We start from the raw sequence: 18,633 nt of genomic DNA on the forward strand, positions 1-18,633 counted from the left end.
CGCTTGCTGATTGAACCTCCGGCGCCGAAACGCGTTGAGTAACCATGACGCGCAATCTCGGTGCCACGCCATTTGTTTGCGCGCATTCTGTGTTAAGCTTCCCCTTGGGAGGAAAATGCCATGGAGAATTTCTTCGCACTCGCCGCCATCGTCGTCGGCTCCGCCATCCTGGGGCTTGCGCTTGCCTACGGAATGCGCCGCAAGGACGCACACCGTCCTCCCGAGCATGACGACGCCCGGTTGAAGTTCTAAAGCCTGTCGCGCAAAAGTGCGCAGCGGTTTTGCGACAACGACATGCGAAATATCAAGAACTTAAAGCGCAAGGAGCGAATCTGAAAGATCGCGACGCTTTAGAGCCGCTGGCTCTTCCATGAAACGTGCTAAGCGCGCAAGCGCCCGCTTCGCAGCGCCACTCGTTCGCCGGGCCGCACCATCTTGAGCGCGGACAGCGTCGACTGGCGACAGCGAGCACTTTGGCTCCCTTCCTCTCACAGACGTTCCCCTGCCCGGCAGCCGGGAACCTTTCCCGCCTCCTCGCCTTACTCCTTCGACATGACCAACCGAGGAGATGCGAGGATGAGCAAGGCGAACCCGAAATCACGTGATCTCAGGCAGACACCCGAAGACCTGTCGCAACCCGCAGAACCGACCGTCGTGCCGATCGGCAGGATCCCGCCGTTGCCGGTCGATCTGGTTCCTGAGGGCGATGACATTCCGCCGGGTGACCAGGGCCGCGTGCCGCCGGTTCCGAGCCGCGATGAGGCCAATGTGAACCCGGACGACGCCCTGCCCGAAGACGGCGAGGAGAAAATCCTCGACGACGACCCGGCGCGCGAAAAGACCCGCTTCGACGAGGGGCTTCCGAAGAGCAGCCGATAGGCATGTCGCGCAAAAGTGGGCAGCGGTTTTGCGATAAACGACATGCGGCTAACTGACTTGCAAGCATGAACAGAAAAGCCCGCCGGTCACCACAACCGACGGGCCTTTTTTTTGGAACGCGCTTCGCTCAGAAGTAGGGCGAATAGCACTGCTGGCGCGGGCCGCCATAGGGCTGAAAGCTATTGTCCCAAGCGCGGTACGAGCGGTAGCGGGCATAGCACCAGTCCACGTGCCGCGGGTTCACCCCGGCATCCGCCCTGCGCGGCGGAGCGGCAATCGCGCCGCCGATGATGATGCCGGTGCCGAAGGCCGCCAGCGGATACCACCAGCCGTCATTGTGGCGACGATAGCCGTAGCGCTCGTAGCGATAGCCGCGGTAGCCGTTATAGTGTCCATAGCGGTAGCCGCCATCCCAGCCCGGGCGCGGACGATAGCCGCCATGCCAGCCTGGCCGCGGGCGGTAGCCGCCGTCCCAACCGGGGCGCGGGCGATAGCCGCCATGCCAACCGGGCGGACGCCGGCGATAATGGCCGCCGTTCCATTCCCGGTGCTGCACCAACTCGACGTCGCTCTTCTGCACCCGCTCGATGGCAACCGCCGGCACGGCATTCGCCGGCGTGATGCCCGAAAGAGCCGTAACCGCCGCCATTATGACGATGGCAATCTTCTTCATCTCATCACCTGTCCGTTTGGAAACAGGCGGCAGTTTCGCGGAATGACGTGAACCCACAATGAATGCGATACATCTAATATGTAATACAACCCAAAGGCGGCATCCGCGGCCAGTGTTTCATGCGCGCGCGGCCCCATCCCCACGCAACGCGAGCGCATGCGCAATCAGCGTTTCCACCGCCGCGACATAGGAGATTCCGTCTGCCGCAAGCGCCTTGGCATACATGCTGATATTGGTGAAGCCGGGAATGGTGTTGATCTCGTTGATGACGAGGCTTCCATCTGGCCGCAGGAAGAAATCGACGCGCGCCATGCCGGCGCAGGCCAGTGCCCGGAAGGCCCGCTCGGCCATCTCCTGCGCCCGCGCGCCCACCTCTTCGGCAAGGTCCGCCGGCGCATTCACGATCGCGCCGCCAGCGTCGACATATTTGGCGTCGTAGCTGTAGAAACCGTGGCTTTCGGCGGGGATGATCTCTCCCGGCCGCGACACGGTGAGCCTGCCCTTGGCGTCTTCCAGCACCGAGCACTCGATCTCGCGGGCCTGCACGAACTCTTCGATCAGCACCTTGTCGTCGTGGCGAAACGCCTCTTCCAGCGCAGCCGCAAGCCCGTCGAGGCTATTGACACGGCTGACGCCGACGGATGAGCCCTGCCGCGCCGGCTTAACGAAAACCGGCAATCCCAGTGTTTCCAGGATGGTTTCGCCGGAATAGGCGTCCTCCTGATGCAGCGCGATGGCACGCGCGACCGGCAGCCCCTCAGCCGCAAGCAGGCGCTTGGCGAGCACCTTGTCCATGGCGGCCGCCGAAGCCGCAACGCCGCAGCCGACATAGGCGACATCGGCCGTCTCGGCGTAACCCTGCACCGTCCCGTCCTCGCCGAACGGCCCGTGCAGCACCGGAAAGATGAGGTCGACGGCCGGCAGCAGCCCTTGCGTTCCGTCGGCGGCAATGGTGACCGCCCGGCCCTTGCCGCCCGGGATCAGCGCAACTTGCGTTCCTGCCGCCGGAATGGTCCGGGGCAGCTCGCCGTTTTCAAGCTCGAGCAACAGCCAACGCCCATCTTTGGCAATGCCGATCGGCACGATCTCGTAGCGTGCTCTGTCAAGCGCGGCGACGACATTGCGCGCCGACATCAGCGAAACCTCATGCTCCGCCGAACGCCCACCAAACAACACGGCAATGCGCAACTTCCCTGTCATGACGTCTTTCCTTCAGAATCGTGACCAATGCTGATCCGCAAGGAAGCGGTCGAAGATGGCAACAAGACGTCAAGGAAACGTGCTATCGCTGCGACAGGAAAATTTTCTCAATCGACCGCAACACCGCTTGACCCTTCAGGCGGCGAGACACAATTGGAACGCGAAGGATAATTTGAAGGAGAAGTCGTCCATGGCCGAGGTCCTGCTGTTCCATCACGCCCAGGGGCTGACCCCGGGGATGCACGCTTTCGCCGAGGACCTCCGGGCCGCCGGGCATACCGTGCACCTGCCCGATCTCTTCGAGGGGCGCACCTTCAACAGCATCGAAGAAGGCCTTGCCTATATCGGCGAGGTCGGCTTCGACGAGATGCGCGAGCGCGGCGTTCGCCTCGCCGACGCTCTTCCCCAGGGCCTCGTCTATGCCGGCTTCTCCTTCGGCGTCCTGCCGGCACAGAAGCTCGCCCAGACCCGGCCCGGCGCCCGCGGCGCCCTGCTCTTCTACTCCTGCATCCCGATCAGCGGTCAGTGGTCCTTCGGCCCCTGGCCGGATGGCGTGCCCGTCCAGATCCACGGCATGGACAACGACCCGATCTTCGTCGGCGAAGGCGACATCGACGCTGCCCGCGAACTCGTCGAGAAGGCCGACGATGCCGAGCTCTTCCTCTATCCGGGCGACCAGCACTATTTCGCCGACAGCTCGCTGCCGTCCTACGACGCGACGGCAACGGCGCTGCTGACGGATCGGGTGCTTGCTTTTCTCAGGCGGGTCTGAGGCTGCCCTATTGTAGGAAAAGCTCGGAGTTGCTCAGCAATCCCACCAATCGGTCATGGTGGCCTTGGCCGCTTTGCGCCGATATCGTTGAAAAACTCGTAGTTTGAGCATCCGCGACGCTCTCCACGCGGTTTTTCGAAGAGTTGGCAAGGTGTCTCTCGTTGTGATGCGGTGGGATGGCTCCAGGCAACCGGCCGTTATGCCACCATAACGGCGGATGGGAGGCGAGAAGGTCTAAGCTTTGCCAGCCTTCTGAGGTTTTGTGCCGTTGCTGCGAGCAGGAATTCATCGCGAGCACCACACGGACCACGCAGTCTCAACCTGGCCATCCGCAGGATGCGCTTGAGGTGAGCGAAGAGCATCTCGACCTTCTTGCGACGATGCCGTGAACGCTCGTAATCGGGCGTGCCGGCAATGGCTCTGGCGACGTCACGGGCATCCTCATTGAGATCACGAGGGACTTTGCGAGCAACTGCATTCGGGCAGCAGCGCTGTTTCAGGTCGCACACATCACAGTCCTTCTTGCTGGCCCGATAGAGCCGGGTGCCCTCACTGGTGATGCCCGATCGGGGCGTCGCGTAGGTGCGACGGAACTGAACCAGCTCCTTGCCCGCCGGGCAGATGTAGCGATCTGCCTCGCCATCCCAATTGAAGTCGGCACGCGAGAAAGTCCCGTCTGTCCGGTTGGACTTGTCGAACACAGGAATGTGCGGAGCAATCTCCTTTTCCTTCACAAGCCAGGCCAGATTGTCAGCGGAGCCATAGGCACTGTCGGCGACCAGATAGCCTGGCTTCAGGCCAAAGCGGTTCTCTGTTCTGTCGATCATGGTGCGCGAAGCGCCAACCTCAGCCTGTCGAATGGCACGGGTGGCCTCAACATCGAGAATGACGCCATGGTCGGTGTCGATCAGATAGTTGGTGGCGTAGGCGAAGAAGGCATGGCCTTTATGGGCACCCGTCCACTGGGCTGCCGGGTCTGACGGGGAAATAAACTTCGGCGTTACCGGCGAAGCCGCACCAAAAGCAGCGTCATCAAGCACCGCCAGATATTCCTGAACGGAGCGGCCTGCATTCTCCTTCGCTTCTTGCGCGCTCCATTCTGCACTAGATACCGAGCGCTGTTTGTTGGCATCCGCGGCGATCAAGCTGGCATCGACGGCAAAGCCTTCAGCACCGACAAGACCCTGTACCAGGCAGCGCTCAACCACCGTCTCGAACAGATGCCGAAGGATATCGCTTTGCCGGAAACGTCCGTGGCGGTTCTTCGAGAAGCTGGAATGATCCGGCACCTTGCCGTCCAGTCCAAGCCGGCAAAACAGACGATAGGCGAGATTGAGATGAACCTCCTCGCACAGCCGGCGCTCCGACCGGATGCCCATGCTGTAGCCAATGATCAGCATCCGCATCATCAGTTCCGGATCGATCGACGGACGGCCGGTGCTGCTGTAATAGGGCTTCAACTGCGCGCGGACGCCATCGAGGTCCAGGTGGTTGTCGATCCGGCGGAGAAGATGGTCGGCTGGCACGTGCTCATCGAGACTGAAATCGTAAAAGAGCTGCGCCGGAGCCGCCTGCGTTCCCATCATTCGCCTGATCCCCTGCCAAATCACTCAGAGGATTGAATCACGCGTCCCAAGTGCCCGCAATGCCGAGTTTTTCAACGGTATCCGCCAACAGTAGACATTCGCCGACCGCGGCGCCGTGGCCGATATGGGGCCGAGAGCGGGACGGCAGGTTCAGGGCAGCAGCATTGATAAAGCGGACATTCGCTATCGGCTTAAATCAGCAGGTCGGCCATTGACTGCTGTCGACCCCTCTAGGTCGTACCTTGACCTGGATGTGAGCATCTGCTTCGGCCAAAAGCTATCGTCCATCGAGTGCGCAGCTGCCAGTCGCTACGCACTCGAGGATTCAGCTCAGTGGCCGGTGAATTAATCGCAAAGCCATGGCATTTTCGAGGTGGACGATGCAGCTCCGAAACATGCGTTCCGGATCGCCCCGGTTAGCGACCTGGATTAGTCACCCTGATATATCCGCCCCAAAACGCACAGGATTCTAATTTCGGTCGACTGACGTTTGCGTTTCACGGACGAAGCGCGCCCGGTTCGCGTTGACGAAAGCTTCTACGGTCATCAGCGGGCCACCAATAAACTTCGTGCCGATGTCATCGAGACCGGCGAGGAGACCCTCTTGCTGGTCCAGCTCCGCAGCTTCGAAGTGCCGCCGCAAGACGGTGTCATCCTCGAGCCCCGCGAGCTCCAGAAAGGCCGATACGGTAAGCTGCTCGAAGGGCAGATCGACTCCGAGGACCCGACCAACCTCTGCTGCGAGCTCCTCGTGACTATACTCCTTCGGGCCGTGCAGCTGGTAGGCTTGGCCGCCGTGGCCTTCCGGTTTCTCCAGGATGTTGGCGATGATCTTCGCCGTATCGGCCGCGGCCAGCGGAGCAAAGCGGCCATCCTTGTTGAATGGCATGACGTAGCGGCCGCGCTGGATGAATGTCGAGATGTAGAGGAGCCACTCGGCGAAGAAGGTGATGCGCAAGTTCGTCGTCGGGATGCCTGACCACTTGAACACCTGCTCCGAAAGCCAATGGTTCTGGGTCACCTTGCTGCGCGCGTCGGGCCTGGATTGCTTGTGGGACAGGTTGACGATGTGCTCGACGCCCTGCTCTCTCGCCACCTGTGCGAAGATGACTGCCGCCTCCACGAGACCGTCGGCAATGGGATAGCAGAAGTAAGCGCGGTCGACGCCGTCGAAAGCCAGCCGCATATCGCGCAGGCTGGTGATGTCCCCATAAACGATCTCGGCACCCAGACTGGCCAGCTCCTGCGAGCGAGCGTCCTCCCGACGAGCGAGGGCGCGGACCTTTAGGCCTTTCTTCAGCAGTTCCTTCACGGTCGGACGCCCCGTATCTCCGGTTGCACCGGTCACCAGAATCGTTGTCATCGCATTTCTCCTTTCGATAATGGCATCAGGCGCTCCGCGGCGTCCTAATGCTGCATATACAACACATAGGAAGCAGTGTTGTATATGCAATACCATAATTTCAGATTCCGGCTAATCGCGCGGAATGTCGTCCGCGACGGTCTTGATTGCGCTCAAGCCTGCTTGCCCAAGCAGCTTGGACGCTCGTTCCTGCCCCGCCCGCCAGGCCGGCATGGATGAAAACAGCAGGTCTTCGCCAGCTTTGCTCAGCCGAAGGGGGCGCTGACGACCTTGAACCTTGTCGGGGACCTCTTCGATCCATCCCGCGTCCAGCATCAGCTTGAGGTTTCTCGTCAAGGTGGAGCGATCGAGGCAGTTGGCTCGGCCGATTTCGGCACGCGTCGCGACGCCCATCCGCATGATTGAACCGAGTAAGGTGTGTTGCGACGACACTAGGCCGAACGGCCGCAGTTCCTCGTCGAAGATGTTGGTCATAACGCGTGAGATAAGGCGCGCCCGCGAAATTACGCAGGCATCTTCCAGTTCCCGCAGCATTGCTCGTCTATCGTCGGGTAGGGAACGCAGGTTCATAGTCTCTCGATGATGCATCTACAACATGTAGTCAACCAGTATCGCGTTTCAAGGAGGATACGAAACCCTGATGTCTCAGCGCATGCCACGGGCGATGATCTGCATAAACGCCGGAACGTTCGCTCTCGCTGGAAGCTGCCGTTCGCCGTATCATCCGAGGACGGCAGCAGAGTCCCATTGAGGCCGTTGCCGCTCAGCGCCGCTCCACGTGAATGAATGGCAGCTTCTGGGCTCGGCGATCGGCGCGCTGAACGGCTCAAATGGGGGCGCAAAGCAGCCGTCCGCGATGCGAACCTCTATGTCCGGTTTGAGCCGAAAGCTGCCGAAACGAACGACCGCTGAAGCCGTCAGCCGAAATGAATATTGAAATCCTCTTGCAGAAAGTCCTAGGCACTGGAAATCCCAGGCGAATTCGCACTAATATAACGTCGCCGAACAAGCTTCGGAAATTGGAAATATACTACTGCAAACCTTGAAATACTTCGGAGTAACCGTGCTTATCTACTCGGACGAAAACCTTGAGGTCATCCATCGCCCGGGCGCCTCGGCTTACCTCCTCATCACCTTCAACGAGATGGAAATCCAGGCAAACGGGAGCCGCTACTGGGGCCAGCGCTTTTGCGAGAAGGCGGATATCGCCGCCCTCGGCTTCATCAGCAAGCGTCCCAACTGGTTTCCGGCCGAAAGCGTGGTCAAGGCGGTCGAGGCTGCGGCGCCGATCCTGAAGGCAGCACCCGAGCGCATCCTCTACGGCCATTCTCAGGGCGGTTATGCAGCGCTTCGCTACCGCCGGCGTTTCAACGCCACGACAGCCATCGCCTTCTGCCCGCAAATCTCGATCAATCCCAAAGCCGTTCCCTACGACAATCGCTTTCTCAGGCATTTCTCGCCCGACCTGCACGCCAATATGAGTATCGCCCCCGACCATGCCGCCGGCCGCGCCTATCTCTTCTACGACCCGTTCCACGCGATCGATCGCAGGCATGCCGAGCGCATAGCGGAACTGCAGGCGGAAACGCATCTCGTGCCCGTACACATGACCGGTCATGGCACGGTCAGGGTCTTCACCGGAACGCAGCGCGCGCTTTCGCTGATCGATGCCTGCCGCGCCAATGACCTTGCTGCCCTGCGCGCCCTTGCCCGCTCCGCGCGGATCGACGCGCCGATGCGGCCTTACCAGAACGCCGTCGCCGCCATGGCCCGCCACCCGGCCTGGGCCGATCGCCTGCACGCCCGCTTCGGCGATCGCTTTGCCCCTACAGAGCAGGTCAACTTCCTCTTCCACCGCGCCAATCGCCATATCCGCGACGGCAACCTCGTCACGGCGCGCGACATGCTGACGAATGCCCTGTCGCTCCTGCCCGGCCACCCCGCCGTCACGCTTCGCCTGCGCGACCTCGACGCCCGCATCGGTCGCGAAGAAAAGCTGGCTAAAGCGTCCTGAGGCGGCCGCCACGCCTCATCGGACCATGACAAGCTGCTCGGCGAGCAGGAACAGCGCGATCGCAATCATCGCCGCGCCTGAGAACTGGCTCACCAGACGGGCCACGCGCGGGCGCGTCCTGAGGACCATGCTCGAACCCGTGCCGACAAGCGAGTAGATCAGCGCACAGTTGAGCATATGCACGGCCCCGAGCGCCGCGATCTGGCTCGGGATCGTCCAGCTCCCGTCGCGGCTGGTAAACTGCGGCAGCAGCGCCAGGAAAAGAAGTAGCGCCTTCGGGTTGATGCCGCTCACCGCGAAACCGCGGACGATCCACCCGGTCCAGCTCCTGGCCGCCTGATCTTCATCGGCCACCGGAACAGGCGGATGGGCCAGAACCCCGACGCCGAGCCAAAGGAGATAGCCCGCTCCCAGCACGGTAAGCACCGTCAGAACCGCCGGAACGCCGGCGACGAGCGCGCCGACGCCGGCCGCGACCACCAGAGTGATCGCAAGATAGCCAAGCAGCATGCCGGAAACGGCCGGCATGATCGCCCTGTCTCGCAATCCCGCCGAGATCGCATAGGCCCAGTCTGCGCCGGGTGTCAGCACCAGCGAAAACGATATCGCCCAAAACGCCGTCAACAGACCCATTTCCATCTCGCGCCACCTTCCTTCGGATACCCGCGCCATCAAAGGAAGAATAGCGTTGCATCACGGGGATTAGCTCCCTATCTCTTGCCGAGATGTGGCATCTTGAGGTAATATCTCCCTCATGGATGATACGGACCGCAAGATTCTTGCTGAGCTTCAGAAGGACGGGAGACTGTCGGTTACCGAGCTCGGCGACCGCATCGGGCTCAGCCTTTCCCCCTGCCATCGCCGGGTCAGGGCGCTCGAGCAATCCGGCGTGATCAGCGACTATCGCGCCAATATCGATGCCGCCAAGGTCGGCCTCAATTTCTCGGCGATCGTCTTTGCGACGCTCAGGGAAGGCAGCCGCGAGAACGTGCATGCCTTCGAAAAGGCTCTTTGGGCGATACCGGAAATCACGCAAGCCGAGCGTCTGTTTGGCGATCCCGACTACATGCTGCACGTGGTGACTGAGGACCTGAAGGCTTTCCAGGCGCTCTATGACGAGAGCCTGCTTGCGCTGCCGAGCGTGCTGCGCCTGACCTCTACCCTTGTGATGAAGAGCATCTTCCAGAACCGGCCGCTTCCTCTTTGAACGGCTGGCTCGCGCCGCCCCGGATGAACTGGTGCGCCACGGCTACAGCGTCCTTTGCGTTCATCTGAACGCACGGCGCTCTGGCAGTTGCCGTCCGAGGTCTCAGCAGATTACAGCGCCGCGCGTCTTATCAGACGCGCAAAGGTCGCTGTAGCACTTTGATTTTCTGCATGCCTTTGTCCTTAAATCGAGGTCGATTAAGGAGACATGCAGTAGTGTACCGGCAGCCCTCGCCCACAGCGGAACAATCATGATGCACGCTCTGCCCCCTCTCGATGAAATCCGTGCGCTTGAAGAAGCACTGCACCGCCCGGAGGTTCGCCGGTCGCGTTCAGCCGTCGAGGCGCTGCTCGCCGAAGGCTTCGTCGAGTTCGGGGCTTCCGGTACGATCTATCATCGTGCGGAAATCATCGATCTGCTTGTGCAGGAGCCAGAGCAAGACGATGGCGAACTGCGCGCGAGCGATTACCGCCTGACCGCCATTTCGCCGGAAGCATTGCTCTTGACCTACAGAACCCATCGCAGAGAAAGCGATGGATCGGAGCGGCACGCACTCAGAAGCTCTGTCTGGAAGCGAAACGGAACCAGGTGGCAGATGCTGTTCCACCAGGGAACGGTGACGGGAGCGGCCTGAGCGGCCCGTCCAGGCGCGACTTTCGCGACGACGTGTCGGGATCGCGGGCTGCCATCCGTCTTCAAGGGAGACCAAGCGATGGAGGACAACGATGACGATCACCATTACCGCTTTCGAACGGTCACCGGATCGCGGCAAGGGGCTCGCGCGCGACATGCGTGTCCGCTGGGCGCTCGAGGAAGTAGGCCTGCCCTACGAGGTTCGCCTTCTGTCGTTCAAGGCGATGAAGCAGCCGCCGCATCTCTCCCTTCAGCCCTTCGGCCAGATCCCGACCTATGAGGAAGGCGATCTCGCCCTCTTCGAGTCCGGAGCGATCGTGCTCCATATCGCCGAGCGCCATGCCGGCCTGTTGCCAGACGAAGCCAATGCCCGGGCGCGCGCGATCGCCTGGATGTTTGCCGCGCTCAACACCATCGAGCCGCCGGTCTTCGACCGTAATCTCGTCCAGATCCTCGAACGCAACGAGCCCTGGTACGAGCACCGCCTGCGTGCGCTCGACGAAACCATCCGCAGACGGCTTGGCGGCCTTTCCAATCACCTTGGCGATGCCGACTGGCTCGATGGCGCCTTCAGCGCCGGCGACCTCCTGATGGTGACGGTGCTGCGCCGGCTGCATGGATCAGGGATTCTTGAGGAATACCCGAACCTTGCTGCCTATGTCGCTCGCGGCGAAGCACGGCCGGCCTACAAGCGCGCCTTCGAGGCCCAGTTGGCGGTTTTCACCTCCGCATCGGCAGGCTAACCCGGAAGCGGCAACCGAGTTGCGTCACTCTGACAGAGCCGCATCACCCGGTTGACCTCTTTCTTCAAGTCTCCAGCGATCCCAGGGGTATGAGCCGCCGCCCTGAATTCAACCTGGCACCACACCTTTGACGGCCCAGGCGACCGCGACATAGGACCGTGGACCATCGACCTCGCCATCGAGATAGGCAGAACGGACCGCATCGCGAAGCCGCGTGCGCGCCGGCTCATTGAGTGTCGCGATATATTCGGCCCCTGGGCCATCCTTGCCGAGATAGGGCGTCCAGTAGTCGTCGAAGGAAGCGTACTCCATGCGGATCGCAAGCTCAGCCGTCTCGACCTCGACAAGGCCGGCCCTATGCCAGGCCGCCTCCAGTTCGCCAGGCCGGGTCATCGGGCGGGTGAAGGCGCGCTCGCGAAGCCGGCGGGCGGCGGGATCAAGGGCTGCCGCCGTATCGAGGAACAGGCGGCTGGCAACGAAACCGCCGCGACCGTCCCACACGGTGGCAGCGACCGTTGCGCCAGGCCGCGCAACGCGGCGCATCTCCGCCACGGCCCGTTCCGGCTCAGAAACGAAATGCAGCATCAGCAGCGACAGGACCCGATCGAACGCCGCATCCTCAAAGGGCAGAGCGCATGCGTCGCCAATCTGGAAGGAGACGCGCGGATCCGGATTGCTGCGGCTGGCGTGTTCGATGTAGGGCGCTGCGCAATCCACCCCGCAGACGGCGGAAAGGTCGGGCCGCGCGGCCAACAGGAATGTCAGGCTGCCGGTGCCGCAGCCGACATCCAGCACCCGTTCGCCCGCCGCGGCTCCGGCAAATGCCAGGAAGGGCACGGCCAGCCTTCGGCTCCAGCGCCCCATCTGCAACTCATATCCGTCGCCAGTGTTGGCATTGAACGTCGATGCAGCCATCACAGCACACTCCAGCCAGCTGAACGGGCGAACTCTACCACAGGCTGGGCAAGCCGAGACATCGGTGCTGGCAAACTGCCGCGTCGATCGGTTTACCGGGTTCGAGACCGATCCCCGGCATGCGGAACCGATCGCCATTCGCGCGCGGTGGATATTTCGCCATCCTCTCGGTAAGCCGGCCAGACAGGGCGCCGCCCCGGCTCCATCGGCGCCGGATCGGACCGTGCCGCACCTCACCCTTCGTCCTGATGTCGCCGCCGACGCATGCAACCATGCCGCCGCGCTTCCTCGGGAGCGCAGCGGACAGGACCGCTCCTGCGAAATTCGATGGGGTATTTGCGATGAGCAGCACAGAACCGAAAGCATTCGCCCTCGCCGGCGTCGTCATGAAGCGTCTGTTGTCCGGCAGCCAGACCGACGGCCAGTTCTGCCTCTTCGAAAACGTCAGCGGCGGCGACACCAGGACGCCAATTCACGTCCACGCCAGCGACGACGAAACCGTCTACATCCTCGAGGGCGAACTGACTGCGGTAATCGGCGGGACCGCGCACCGGTTGACCGTGGGCCAGAGCATCTTTCTCCCGCGCCGCGTACCCCACCAGCTCCTCAACGTCAGCCGCCGGCCGGCGCGCTACATCCTGATCGGCACGCCAGCCATCTTCGACCGGTTTCTGGAGGAAGCCGGCCGTGAACTTGGGCCGGGCGAAGCGGTCAAGCCACCGACATCGGAAGAGCTTGATCGGCTTCGGAGGGCCGCGCCGAAGTTCGGCATCACCCTGCTTGCCGACTGGTCGGATCAAGATTGACCCGCCGCCAGCGCAGGCTGCGGCGGTTGGGGAAAGACCGGGCAATGCGACCGCCTCACCTGTCGCAAGGAGAACGGAGACACACTCCCCTTTGCAAGCGCAGCACCCGCTGGCATGGCGGATGTCTTGCGAAATTGCGGGCAGCGGCGATATCGGACATTCGATTTTCGAGCTACGATCGTCCGAACGGCACCGTCCAATCGGTGGCGTCCACGACGTTGGGGAGCGACAGACCATGACCCGCGATCAGATGCTCGCCCACCTTCGCGCCGCCGACGAAGTCGCGCGCGAGGCCGCCGCGCACGGCCATCATCCTTTCGGCGCGGTCCTGGTCGGCCCCGACGACAGCATCCTGATGCGCCAGGGCAATATCGACACCGTACGCCACGCCGAGACCGAGCTTAGCCGGCGTGCCGCGACCGCCTATCCGGCGAAATTCCTATGGTCCTGCACGCTGGTTTCAACCGGCGAGCCCTGCGCCATGTGCACCGGCACGCTCTATTGGGCGAATATCGGTCGCCTGGTCTACGGCTTCGAGGAGGAAAAGCTCCTTGCCGAAACCAGCGACCACCCCGAAAACCCGACCATGAACCTCGCCTCGCGCACGGTGCTTGCCTCCGGCCAGAAGCCGATCGAGGTTTTTGGCCCCTTCCCCGAGATCGAGGACGAACTACTCAGCCCCCACCGGACCTTCTGGCGCCGCTGATGCGGCGCGCCCGATGGAGTTAGACTGCAAAAGTATCCCGCGGCCGGGTGTGACGAAGCGATTTAGGTGGGGCGTCGCCATATGTCCCTTCTCCCCGCCTGCGGCGAGACGGTGGCCGGCAGGCCGGACGAGCGGTCCAGAAGATGGGCGCCATCTACCTCACCCCTCCTTCTCCCGCGACAGCCCCAAGTGCCAGTGCAGCTCGGTCAGCCCGCGTTTCAGCCAGGCGAGCTGCCGTTCCGGCATGGTGCGCAGCATCTCGTAATCCATGATGCAGACGTTGAAGACCGTCGTCTTCACCTGCGGTCCGTCCTGCAGTTTCAGGAGCACGCCTTCCAGTTCCATCATCCGGTTCGCCGCCTGGCGGGCGCTCCGGGCACGCTCGGCGGAGGTCTCGCCGGCAAAACCCTTGACGCTGAAGAGCGACTGCGCCCTGACACTCGGAAAGGGAATGCCGGTGAGGCTGTAATAGCGCGCCATCTGCCGGGCGTACTCGTCGCCCGCCTCGCGCTCATGCGCCGTCAGCTTGCCGTCGAGGAACATGCGGCCGAGTGTGTAGCCGGCAAAGGGGCTCGCAACATCGACGTCGCGCTTGCCGGAAAAATGCATGCGCTTGCGCGCGTCGAGCGCCACGGAGCGCACCTCCCGTTCGGTCTCGCCGTGCTTGATCTGCCCACCGGGATAGCGTGCCACGTCGGCCTTGCGCGGCCGGCCGGCCCGGTTGGCGCGCTTGATGCGGATGCGTTCTGCCTTGGATGTCATCGTATCGTTTCCTCGTTTCATTCATTCGTCATCGCTGCTTGGCCGTACCGCCGGCCCCGGCTTCGCGCTGACGCAAAATCAATCCAAAAATCAAAAGGCTGCCGTCATCGGCTGGCGCCGCGCCTGTTCACCGCATGCAGCACCGACGTATGGTCGCGGTGGAAGATGCGGCCGAGCGCCGGCAGCGACAGATCCTTGCGCTCCTCGTAGACTGCCGCCATGCAGCGATGGCGCGGCTCGACCAGGCGGCGCTCGCGGCCAACGCCGATGATCTCCTCCCAGGTGATGCCGGGATAGGCGCCAAGCACGTCGTCGATGATCTCGCGCACCGGCCGCCGGCTGAAGAGATCGCCGCCTGCCGCATCCGCCGCGCCGCAAATCATCCGCGCCTGCGACAGAAGCCGCGCCTCCGCATCGGCGAGCGCCAGTTCCAGCTCCGCGATCCGCCGCGTTTGCGTGCGCACCTGAACCGCGACCATGCCCGCCAGATCCTCCAGCGTCGCGGCGGGCGCCGCCTCGCGGTCAGCCGCGGCCATCCCCACGGAACCTTCGGCTTGCGCGTGACCACGCGCGGCCGCCTTCTGCCTCACCTCGTCGCCTGCCGTCATCCGCATTGCCATAGCCTCTGCGCCGCTTTCCGCGCGCGCCTGTCCACGGTGGCGCTTTCCCGTATCGTCGTCACCGCCAGCCCCGGGCACGGCCCTCGCCCGCGCCGCAACGGCGCTTGTCCTGCCGCCTGCAGCTGTCTGCCCTGTCATGAATTCCGTTGCCTCAGGCTGCATGGTGGATCTCCCGGGTTGCAAGCGCGCTTACGTTCTGGGCGGCCGCCTTGGCCGCTGCGTGTGTCCGCCGAAACGCTTCGAGCCTGGCGCGAACGCGGGCACGACTGGCTTCGGAACGGCCGGTATCCCGGGGCTTGAGGGCGGCGATCGTCTCACGCTTGCGGGCAAGCTCCGCCCGCATGCTCAGCGCCTCTGCCTTTGCCAGTGCCGCCAGCACCGGCGGCTTCGGGATCGTGCCCAGCAGCACATTGGCGTTGGCCGCATAGTCGCCGCGGATCAGCTTCTGCGTCGCCGCCGTTAGCCCACAGCCCGGCACGCCGGAGAGCGCATAGTGGTAGACGGCGAGGATCTTTTTCGGCTCGATCCCCTGCGGCATCGTCATGCCGGCCGTCTGCATCGCGTCGAGGCTGCGCAGCACCGCCGCCTCGCTGGCCGGCGCCAGCCGTTCAGTGAGCGCGGTAATCTCCCGGCTCAAGGTCGAAAGCCGGGCCTGCGCCGGCAAACTCATCATTTCCAAGAGGGTCATTGTTTCGGTTTCCTTTGATTTCGCTTTCAATCGCTTGCCTGCATTCCCGCTGGTGGCGGGCAAAGGCGGTCTCGTGCGGCGGCGCCTGCTGGCGATGTCCGCGTCGCGGTGGTCCGGCGTCTCCGGCCCGGCCCGCCGCGGTTGATCGGCTCGCGACTTGGGGGCCGCCAGCCCTGGCTGGTCGGCCGGCATTGCGCATCCAGTTCCGCCAGGTGGCCGCCCAGTCGAGCTTGGTGGCATTGCGGCCGGATTTGGCGGTCCAGTAGTCGCGAAACTTGTCGAATTCGATTGTTGCCTCGGCCGGCCCGAAGCCGAGCCCGGCGGCAAACGCCCAGTCGGGCTCGAAGGTCGCGGGCAGCCGGCTGGCCCTGCGGCCGCGCCCCGACCGCGCTGCATTTTCCGCCCCCAGGTGGAGATCGAGCTGAGGGCCGCTCCCGGCCGGAGTCGTGTCGGGAGAGTTAGAGGACACCCGCCGCTGTCGCCGTGACATCGCGTGACGTCACGCGCGCCCTGTGACGCTGCTGCCGTTCGCGATCGCCTGCCCGGCGCCGCTCGATCTCCGACTGCTGCCCGGCTTCGGCGGCGCGCACGGCGCAAAGGATCATCTCCGGCGACGCACCGGATTGAACCAGCGCCTCGACGATCGCGGTGATGCGCATGGCCGCTACTCCCCGCTCGGCCGGGATGCGGCCCCGGCCCTGGCCTTGCCGGGCGCCGCGGCAACAGCGCTGCCGCAGACGCGTACCAAAGGCGGCAGGACGCCCGCGCCCTTGCTTTCCGCCTGTCCTCTAGAGCGCCGTGCGTTCGACCGAACGCACAAAGGACGCTCCAGCACTTTGATTCCAGAGCATCTTTCCGCCTCCAGCGTTTCCACTTGAAAGCGGGAGGCTCCAGGCCTTCCTGTCAGACTGTCCTGCGCCATGCCTTTTCCCATGCCTTCGCCTTTGGCCGCCCCGTCTGGCACGGCCATTCCATCGCGCTCATCGCGCGCCAAATCCGATTGTCTCCCCACCCCGCCGACAAGCCGCTTCCAGCATCCGCCCCTGATGGGCGGACCGGTCAGGCCCTTCGGTCCCTTGCGCCGCGCATCCCAAAGGAATGCAGGCGGGACGACGGGCGCCACTTCGGGCTCGTGAGCCGGCACCGCACCCCCAAGGAGCGCAGCCGCCTGCTCCCGGCGCCCGGACCGCGCACGCCGCCAGCCGCAACCATTGCCAGTTCCGGAGGCATGCGCCGGTGACGGCTTGCCGGCGACGAATCGCAGCGAGAGGAGGAAAAGTGCTGACGGTTTCCCGCCCGCGTTCCGCTCGCGCCAATTTCGATCGCGCTCATGTTGCCGGGCCGAGCCGACCCAAGATCATCGTAATCGAAGAGCGAGAGGCTCCGGGGAGGAAGCGGAACCTCTCGCCCGCTGCGCACCCCGAAATCGTTGCCGATCGGGAAGACAGCAGCTTTTCTCAAAATGCTCACCGCAATTGCTGCGGAGACCGATCTGTGGGGCCATTGACAGCGCCGCGCGTCTTTTAAAAACGCTGGCGATGCCGGCCGCCGCCGGAAACTCAGGCGATTTGCACCGCTCATTTCCGTTGACATCCTATTCATAGTAGGATTTCCTACACTCATCAAGAGGAAATTTCCTATTGGACGTAAGAAACGGAATCTGGGATGCCAGTGCCATGGACGAATTGCGCCGCCTTATCCGGGAAGCAGTCGACGCGAAGAAGACGACCTACAAGGATCTGTCGATCGCGATCGCGAAGAACCACGCCTATATCCAGCAATTCGTCGAGCGCGAGACACCGCGGGAACTGCGCGAGCGCGACGCGCGCACGATCGTCGATCTGATTCAGGGCGCCCCCGCCGCCGAAGCGGCACCGAGACGTGCGCCCGGCTTCGCACCGCAGATCGTGCCCGGCGAACAGCTCGTCGGCCATCGCGACCTACCGATCTTCGCCGCCGCGCAAGGCGGCGACGGCCACGTGATCGTCACCTTCGATGCGGTCGAATATGTCAAGCGCCCCTCGGTGCTTGAGGGCGTCAAGGGCGCCTACGGCATCTACCTCACCGGCAGCTCGATGATCCCGGCATACGAGCCCGGCGACATGGCGCTCGTCCACCCGCATCTGCCGCCGGCGCGCGACAAGGACGTGGTGCTCTATCACGTGCCGCCCGCCAACGACGCCGAAGCGATCATCAAGCGGCTGGTCTCCTTCAACGACCGCGAATGGACGCTCCGGCAGTACAACCCTTTCCTGGAATTCACCGAGAGCCGGGTCGAGTGGTCCTTCTGCCACCGGGTGGTCGGCAAATACAGCGCCCGCTAGAGCCTGCAGGGCCAAGCGACGATATCCTTGCATATTCAACGTGCTATATCGCTTACCTGATTCAAAGCAGCATGCCGACCACATAGCTGCTCACCCCCTGAACAGGGCCGCGATGGGCGCCAGCTTGTCTCGACGACTGGCAGTGGGGTAGCGAGTCCCGACCACAGGCACGTCAATTCTGCACCAAGTGCCAGCCGATCCAGGGACAAATCCCGCACGCCACAGGCACTGGCTGGTTCGCCCCTCACCGCCAGGCGAGGATGCCGCGGGCAAGGCATCGCCTCGGGGCAGTCCTCAACACTTCGCCATGCAATCGCCGCCGTTCCGCATGCCGTCACAAAGCGTTCGGTCCGCTGCCTCCTGCCACTTGACACTCAGGCCGCCATCCCCTCCTCGATCTCCATCGGCAGGTCGCCCGACATGAAGAGCAGCGTGGCGTCCTCGAACTCCCCGGTCGCGAGATCGCCTGAGCGGCTGAAGGCCACGACGCCCACCTTGGTCGCTGCCAGCCTTTCGGCCAGCCGCACCGCATGTTCGGCCCCGGTCGCCTGCACCGGATTGTCGGCAAGCAGCGCCCCGCGGCTCCCCAGCGTGAAGCTCTGAACCACGAAATAGGTGATCATCCCATGCTCCTTTTCCGCCACCTGGAATGGCGGCTCCAAGGTGGCGCAATCGATCGAACAAAACAAGAACAAATAATCGCCTATCGACAACTCAAAGCGGCCGCGCGAAGAAAATTCCT

Annotated in this window: 23 protein-coding genes; 11 read left to right on the plus strand and 12 right to left on the minus strand. The window is 63.4% G+C overall.

Translation table 11 applies throughout. The features are described from left to right. The first annotated feature begins 120 nt into the window (after positions 1–120). A complete protein-coding gene (locus ACN9MO_RS09600) occupies positions 121–252 on the plus strand; it encodes a hypothetical protein (RefSeq protein ID WP_280137725.1) in 132 nt (43 codons plus the stop codon). 324 nt (positions 253–576) lie between these two features. Beyond that, positions 577–879, plus strand: coding sequence for a hypothetical protein (locus ACN9MO_RS09605; protein WP_113133113.1), 303 nt, complete (start codon positions 577–579; stop codon positions 877–879). Between the two features lie 127 nt (positions 880–1,006). Here the strand turns inward: ACN9MO_RS09605 and ACN9MO_RS09610 are convergent, their stop codons facing one another. Further along, complete coding sequence (locus tag ACN9MO_RS09610) at positions 1,007–1,552, minus strand: BA14K family protein (RefSeq protein ID WP_057254004.1); 546 nt, start codon at positions 1,550–1,552, stop codon at positions 1,007–1,009. Positions 1,553–1,669: 117 nt separating this feature from the next. Further along, a complete protein-coding gene (locus ACN9MO_RS09615; RefSeq protein ID WP_057254003.1) occupies positions 1,670–2,752 on the minus strand; it encodes a D-alanine--D-alanine ligase family protein in 1,083 nt (360 codons plus the stop codon). A gap of 27 nt (positions 2,753–2,779) precedes the next feature. Between ACN9MO_RS09615 and ACN9MO_RS09620 the strand changes: the two genes are divergently transcribed. Beyond that, the gene (locus ACN9MO_RS09620; protein ID WP_156414718.1) at positions 2,780–2,923 is read left to right on the plus strand and encodes a hypothetical protein; all 144 of its coding nucleotides are present in this window, start codon (positions 2,780–2,782) and stop codon (positions 2,921–2,923) included. Positions 2,924–2,942: 19 nt separating this feature from the next. Next, entirely contained in the window at positions 2,943–3,524 is a 582-nt protein-coding gene (locus ACN9MO_RS09625) for a dienelactone hydrolase family protein (RefSeq protein WP_058327060.1), read from the plus strand. Between the two features lie 197 nt (positions 3,525–3,721). On the opposite strand, the gene ACN9MO_RS09630 is transcribed toward ACN9MO_RS09625, so the two are convergent. The 3 genes from ACN9MO_RS09630 to ACN9MO_RS09640 all read right to left on the minus strand — a co-directional run bounded on the left by ACN9MO_RS09630 (position 3,722) and on the right by ACN9MO_RS09640 (position 7,007). Further along, the gene (locus tag ACN9MO_RS09630) at positions 3,722–5,110 is read right to left on the minus strand and encodes a transposase (RefSeq protein WP_425985914.1); all 1,389 of its coding nucleotides are present in this window, start codon (positions 5,108–5,110) and stop codon (positions 3,722–3,724) included. 469 nt (positions 5,111–5,579) lie between these two features. After that, a complete protein-coding gene (locus ACN9MO_RS09635) occupies positions 5,580–6,422 on the minus strand; it encodes an NmrA family NAD(P)-binding protein (RefSeq protein WP_425987111.1) in 843 nt (280 codons plus the stop codon). A gap of 162 nt (positions 6,423–6,584) precedes the next feature. Then, a complete protein-coding gene (locus ACN9MO_RS09640; RefSeq protein WP_057253998.1) occupies positions 6,585–7,007 on the minus strand; it encodes a MarR family winged helix-turn-helix transcriptional regulator in 423 nt (140 codons plus the stop codon). Between the two features lie 529 nt (positions 7,008–7,536). On the opposite strand from ACN9MO_RS09640, the gene ACN9MO_RS09645 reads away from it, so the two are divergent. Then, on the plus strand, positions 7,537–8,487 hold the full coding sequence (locus ACN9MO_RS09645) for a hypothetical protein (RefSeq protein WP_057254444.1): 951 nt from the start codon (positions 7,537–7,539) through the stop codon (positions 8,485–8,487). A gap of 15 nt (positions 8,488–8,502) precedes the next feature. On the opposite strand, the gene ACN9MO_RS09650 is transcribed toward ACN9MO_RS09645, so the two are convergent. Beyond that, on the minus strand, positions 8,503–9,126 hold the full coding sequence (locus tag ACN9MO_RS09650) for a LysE family translocator (protein WP_093234675.1): 624 nt from the start codon (positions 9,124–9,126) through the stop codon (positions 8,503–8,505). Positions 9,127–9,241: 115 nt separating this feature from the next. On the opposite strand from ACN9MO_RS09650, the gene ACN9MO_RS09655 reads away from it, so the two are divergent. The 3 genes from ACN9MO_RS09655 (at position 9,242) to ACN9MO_RS09665 (ending at position 11,070) form a co-directional block, all read left to right on the plus strand. Beyond that, entirely contained in the window at positions 9,242–9,694 is a 453-nt protein-coding gene (locus ACN9MO_RS09655; RefSeq protein WP_057253994.1) for an Lrp/AsnC family transcriptional regulator, read from the plus strand. 250 nt (positions 9,695–9,944) lie between these two features. Further along, positions 9,945–10,328, plus strand: coding sequence for a DUF4440 domain-containing protein (locus ACN9MO_RS09660; RefSeq protein ID WP_112995609.1), 384 nt, complete (start codon positions 9,945–9,947; stop codon positions 10,326–10,328). 91 nt (positions 10,329–10,419) lie between these two features. Further along, complete coding sequence (locus tag ACN9MO_RS09665) at positions 10,420–11,070, plus strand: glutathione S-transferase family protein (protein ID WP_057253992.1); 651 nt, start codon at positions 10,420–10,422, stop codon at positions 11,068–11,070. 108 nt (positions 11,071–11,178) lie between these two features. Here ACN9MO_RS09665 and ACN9MO_RS09670 read toward each other — a convergent pair whose 3' ends face one another. After that, a complete protein-coding gene (locus tag ACN9MO_RS09670; protein WP_057253990.1) occupies positions 11,179–11,985 on the minus strand; it encodes a class I SAM-dependent methyltransferase in 807 nt (268 codons plus the stop codon). A 341-nt stretch (positions 11,986–12,326) separates the two neighbouring features. Here ACN9MO_RS09670 and ACN9MO_RS09675 point away from each other — a divergent pair, with 341 nt between their 5' ends. Next, on the plus strand, positions 12,327–12,791 hold the full coding sequence (locus ACN9MO_RS09675) for a cupin domain-containing protein (protein WP_057254440.1): 465 nt from the start codon (positions 12,327–12,329) through the stop codon (positions 12,789–12,791). Positions 12,792–13,026: 235 nt separating this feature from the next. After that, the gene (locus ACN9MO_RS09680; protein WP_057254438.1) at positions 13,027–13,497 is read left to right on the plus strand and encodes a nucleoside deaminase; all 471 of its coding nucleotides are present in this window, start codon (positions 13,027–13,029) and stop codon (positions 13,495–13,497) included. 159 nt (positions 13,498–13,656) lie between these two features. Here the strand turns inward: ACN9MO_RS09680 and ACN9MO_RS09685 are convergent, their stop codons facing one another. The 4 genes from ACN9MO_RS09685 to ACN9MO_RS09700 form a co-directional block, all read right to left on the minus strand. Continuing rightward, complete coding sequence (locus ACN9MO_RS09685; protein ID WP_113132959.1) at positions 13,657–14,259, minus strand: hypothetical protein; 603 nt, start codon at positions 14,257–14,259, stop codon at positions 13,657–13,659. 104 nt (positions 14,260–14,363) lie between these two features. After that, positions 14,364–15,041 carry a helix-turn-helix domain-containing protein gene (locus tag ACN9MO_RS09690; RefSeq protein ID WP_244495697.1) on the minus strand — a complete coding sequence of 226 codons (678 nt, stop codon included), beginning with the start codon at positions 15,039–15,041 and terminating at the stop codon, positions 14,364–14,366. Beyond that, positions 15,031–15,567 (minus strand): hypothetical protein, encoded by a 537-nt coding sequence (locus ACN9MO_RS09695; protein WP_143032972.1) that lies wholly within the window; start codon positions 15,565–15,567, stop codon positions 15,031–15,033. The genes ACN9MO_RS09690 and ACN9MO_RS09695 overlap by 11 nt, the downstream gene beginning before the upstream one ends. A 458-nt stretch (positions 15,568–16,025) precedes the next feature. Beyond that, positions 16,026–16,226, minus strand: a complete 201-nt coding sequence (locus ACN9MO_RS09700; RefSeq protein ID WP_057253982.1) for a hypothetical protein — start codon at positions 16,224–16,226, stop codon at positions 16,026–16,028. Between the two features lie 1,017 nt (positions 16,227–17,243). On the opposite strand from ACN9MO_RS09700, the gene ACN9MO_RS09705 reads away from it, so the two are divergent. After that, positions 17,244–17,891, plus strand: coding sequence for a S24 family peptidase (locus ACN9MO_RS09705; protein WP_057253980.1), 648 nt, complete (start codon positions 17,244–17,246; stop codon positions 17,889–17,891). A gap of 374 nt (positions 17,892–18,265) precedes the next feature. Here ACN9MO_RS09705 and ACN9MO_RS09710 read toward each other — a convergent pair whose 3' ends face one another. Continuing rightward, on the minus strand, positions 18,266–18,514 hold the full coding sequence (locus ACN9MO_RS09710; RefSeq protein ID WP_057253978.1) for a hypothetical protein: 249 nt from the start codon (positions 18,512–18,514) through the stop codon (positions 18,266–18,268). Between the last annotated feature and the right edge of the window lie 119 nt (positions 18,515–18,633).

The sequence above is a fragment of the Ensifer sp. R-19 genome, from assembly GCF_049905105.1.
Classification (GTDB): domain Bacteria; phylum Pseudomonadota; class Alphaproteobacteria; order Rhizobiales; family Rhizobiaceae; genus Ensifer.

Coding starts and splice junctions, on each gene's coding strand:
- ACN9MO_RS09600 (WP_280137725.1), top strand. CDS start 121: ATGGAGAATTTCTTCGCACTCGCCGCCATCGTCGTCGGCTCCGCCATC.
- ACN9MO_RS09605 (WP_113133113.1), top strand. CDS start 577: ATGAGCAAGGCGAACCCGAAATCACGTGATCTCAGGCAGACACCCGAA.
- ACN9MO_RS09610 (WP_057254004.1), bottom strand. CDS start 1,552: ATGAAGAAGATTGCCATCGTCATAATGGCGGCGGTTACGGCTCTTTCG.
- ACN9MO_RS09615 (WP_057254003.1), bottom strand. CDS start 2,752: ATGACAGGGAAGTTGCGCATTGCCGTGTTGTTTGGTGGGCGTTCGGCG.
- ACN9MO_RS09620 (WP_156414718.1), top strand. CDS start 2,780: ATGCTGATCCGCAAGGAAGCGGTCGAAGATGGCAACAAGACGTCAAGG.
- ACN9MO_RS09625 (WP_058327060.1), top strand. CDS start 2,943: ATGGCCGAGGTCCTGCTGTTCCATCACGCCCAGGGGCTGACCCCGGGG.
- ACN9MO_RS09630 (WP_425985914.1), bottom strand. CDS start 5,110: ATGATGGGAACGCAGGCGGCTCCGGCGCAGCTCTTTTACGATTTCAGT.
- ACN9MO_RS09640 (WP_057253998.1), bottom strand. CDS start 7,007: ATGCTGCGGGAACTGGAAGATGCCTGCGTAATTTCGCGGGCGCGCCTT.
- ACN9MO_RS09650 (WP_093234675.1), bottom strand. CDS start 9,126: ATGGAAATGGGTCTGTTGACGGCGTTTTGGGCGATATCGTTTTCGCTG.
- ACN9MO_RS09655 (WP_057253994.1), top strand. CDS start 9,242: ATGGATGATACGGACCGCAAGATTCTTGCTGAGCTTCAGAAGGACGGG.
- ACN9MO_RS09660 (WP_112995609.1), top strand. CDS start 9,945: ATGATGCACGCTCTGCCCCCTCTCGATGAAATCCGTGCGCTTGAAGAA.
- ACN9MO_RS09665 (WP_057253992.1), top strand. CDS start 10,420: ATGACGATCACCATTACCGCTTTCGAACGGTCACCGGATCGCGGCAAG.
- ACN9MO_RS09670 (WP_057253990.1), bottom strand. CDS start 11,985: ATGGCTGCATCGACGTTCAATGCCAACACTGGCGACGGATATGAGTTG.
- ACN9MO_RS09675 (WP_057254440.1), top strand. CDS start 12,327: ATGAGCAGCACAGAACCGAAAGCATTCGCCCTCGCCGGCGTCGTCATG.
- ACN9MO_RS09680 (WP_057254438.1), top strand. CDS start 13,027: ATGACCCGCGATCAGATGCTCGCCCACCTTCGCGCCGCCGACGAAGTC.
- ACN9MO_RS09685 (WP_113132959.1), bottom strand. CDS start 14,259: ATGACATCCAAGGCAGAACGCATCCGCATCAAGCGCGCCAACCGGGCC.
- ACN9MO_RS09690 (WP_244495697.1), bottom strand. CDS start 15,041: ATGCAGCCTGAGGCAACGGAATTCATGACAGGGCAGACAGCTGCAGGC.
- ACN9MO_RS09695 (WP_143032972.1), bottom strand. CDS start 15,567: ATGACCCTCTTGGAAATGATGAGTTTGCCGGCGCAGGCCCGGCTTTCG.
- ACN9MO_RS09700 (WP_057253982.1), bottom strand. CDS start 16,226: ATGCGCATCACCGCGATCGTCGAGGCGCTGGTTCAATCCGGTGCGTCG.
- ACN9MO_RS09705 (WP_057253980.1), top strand. CDS start 17,244: ATGGACGAATTGCGCCGCCTTATCCGGGAAGCAGTCGACGCGAAGAAG.
- ACN9MO_RS09710 (WP_057253978.1), bottom strand. CDS start 18,514: ATGATCACCTATTTCGTGGTTCAGAGCTTCACGCTGGGGAGCCGCGGG.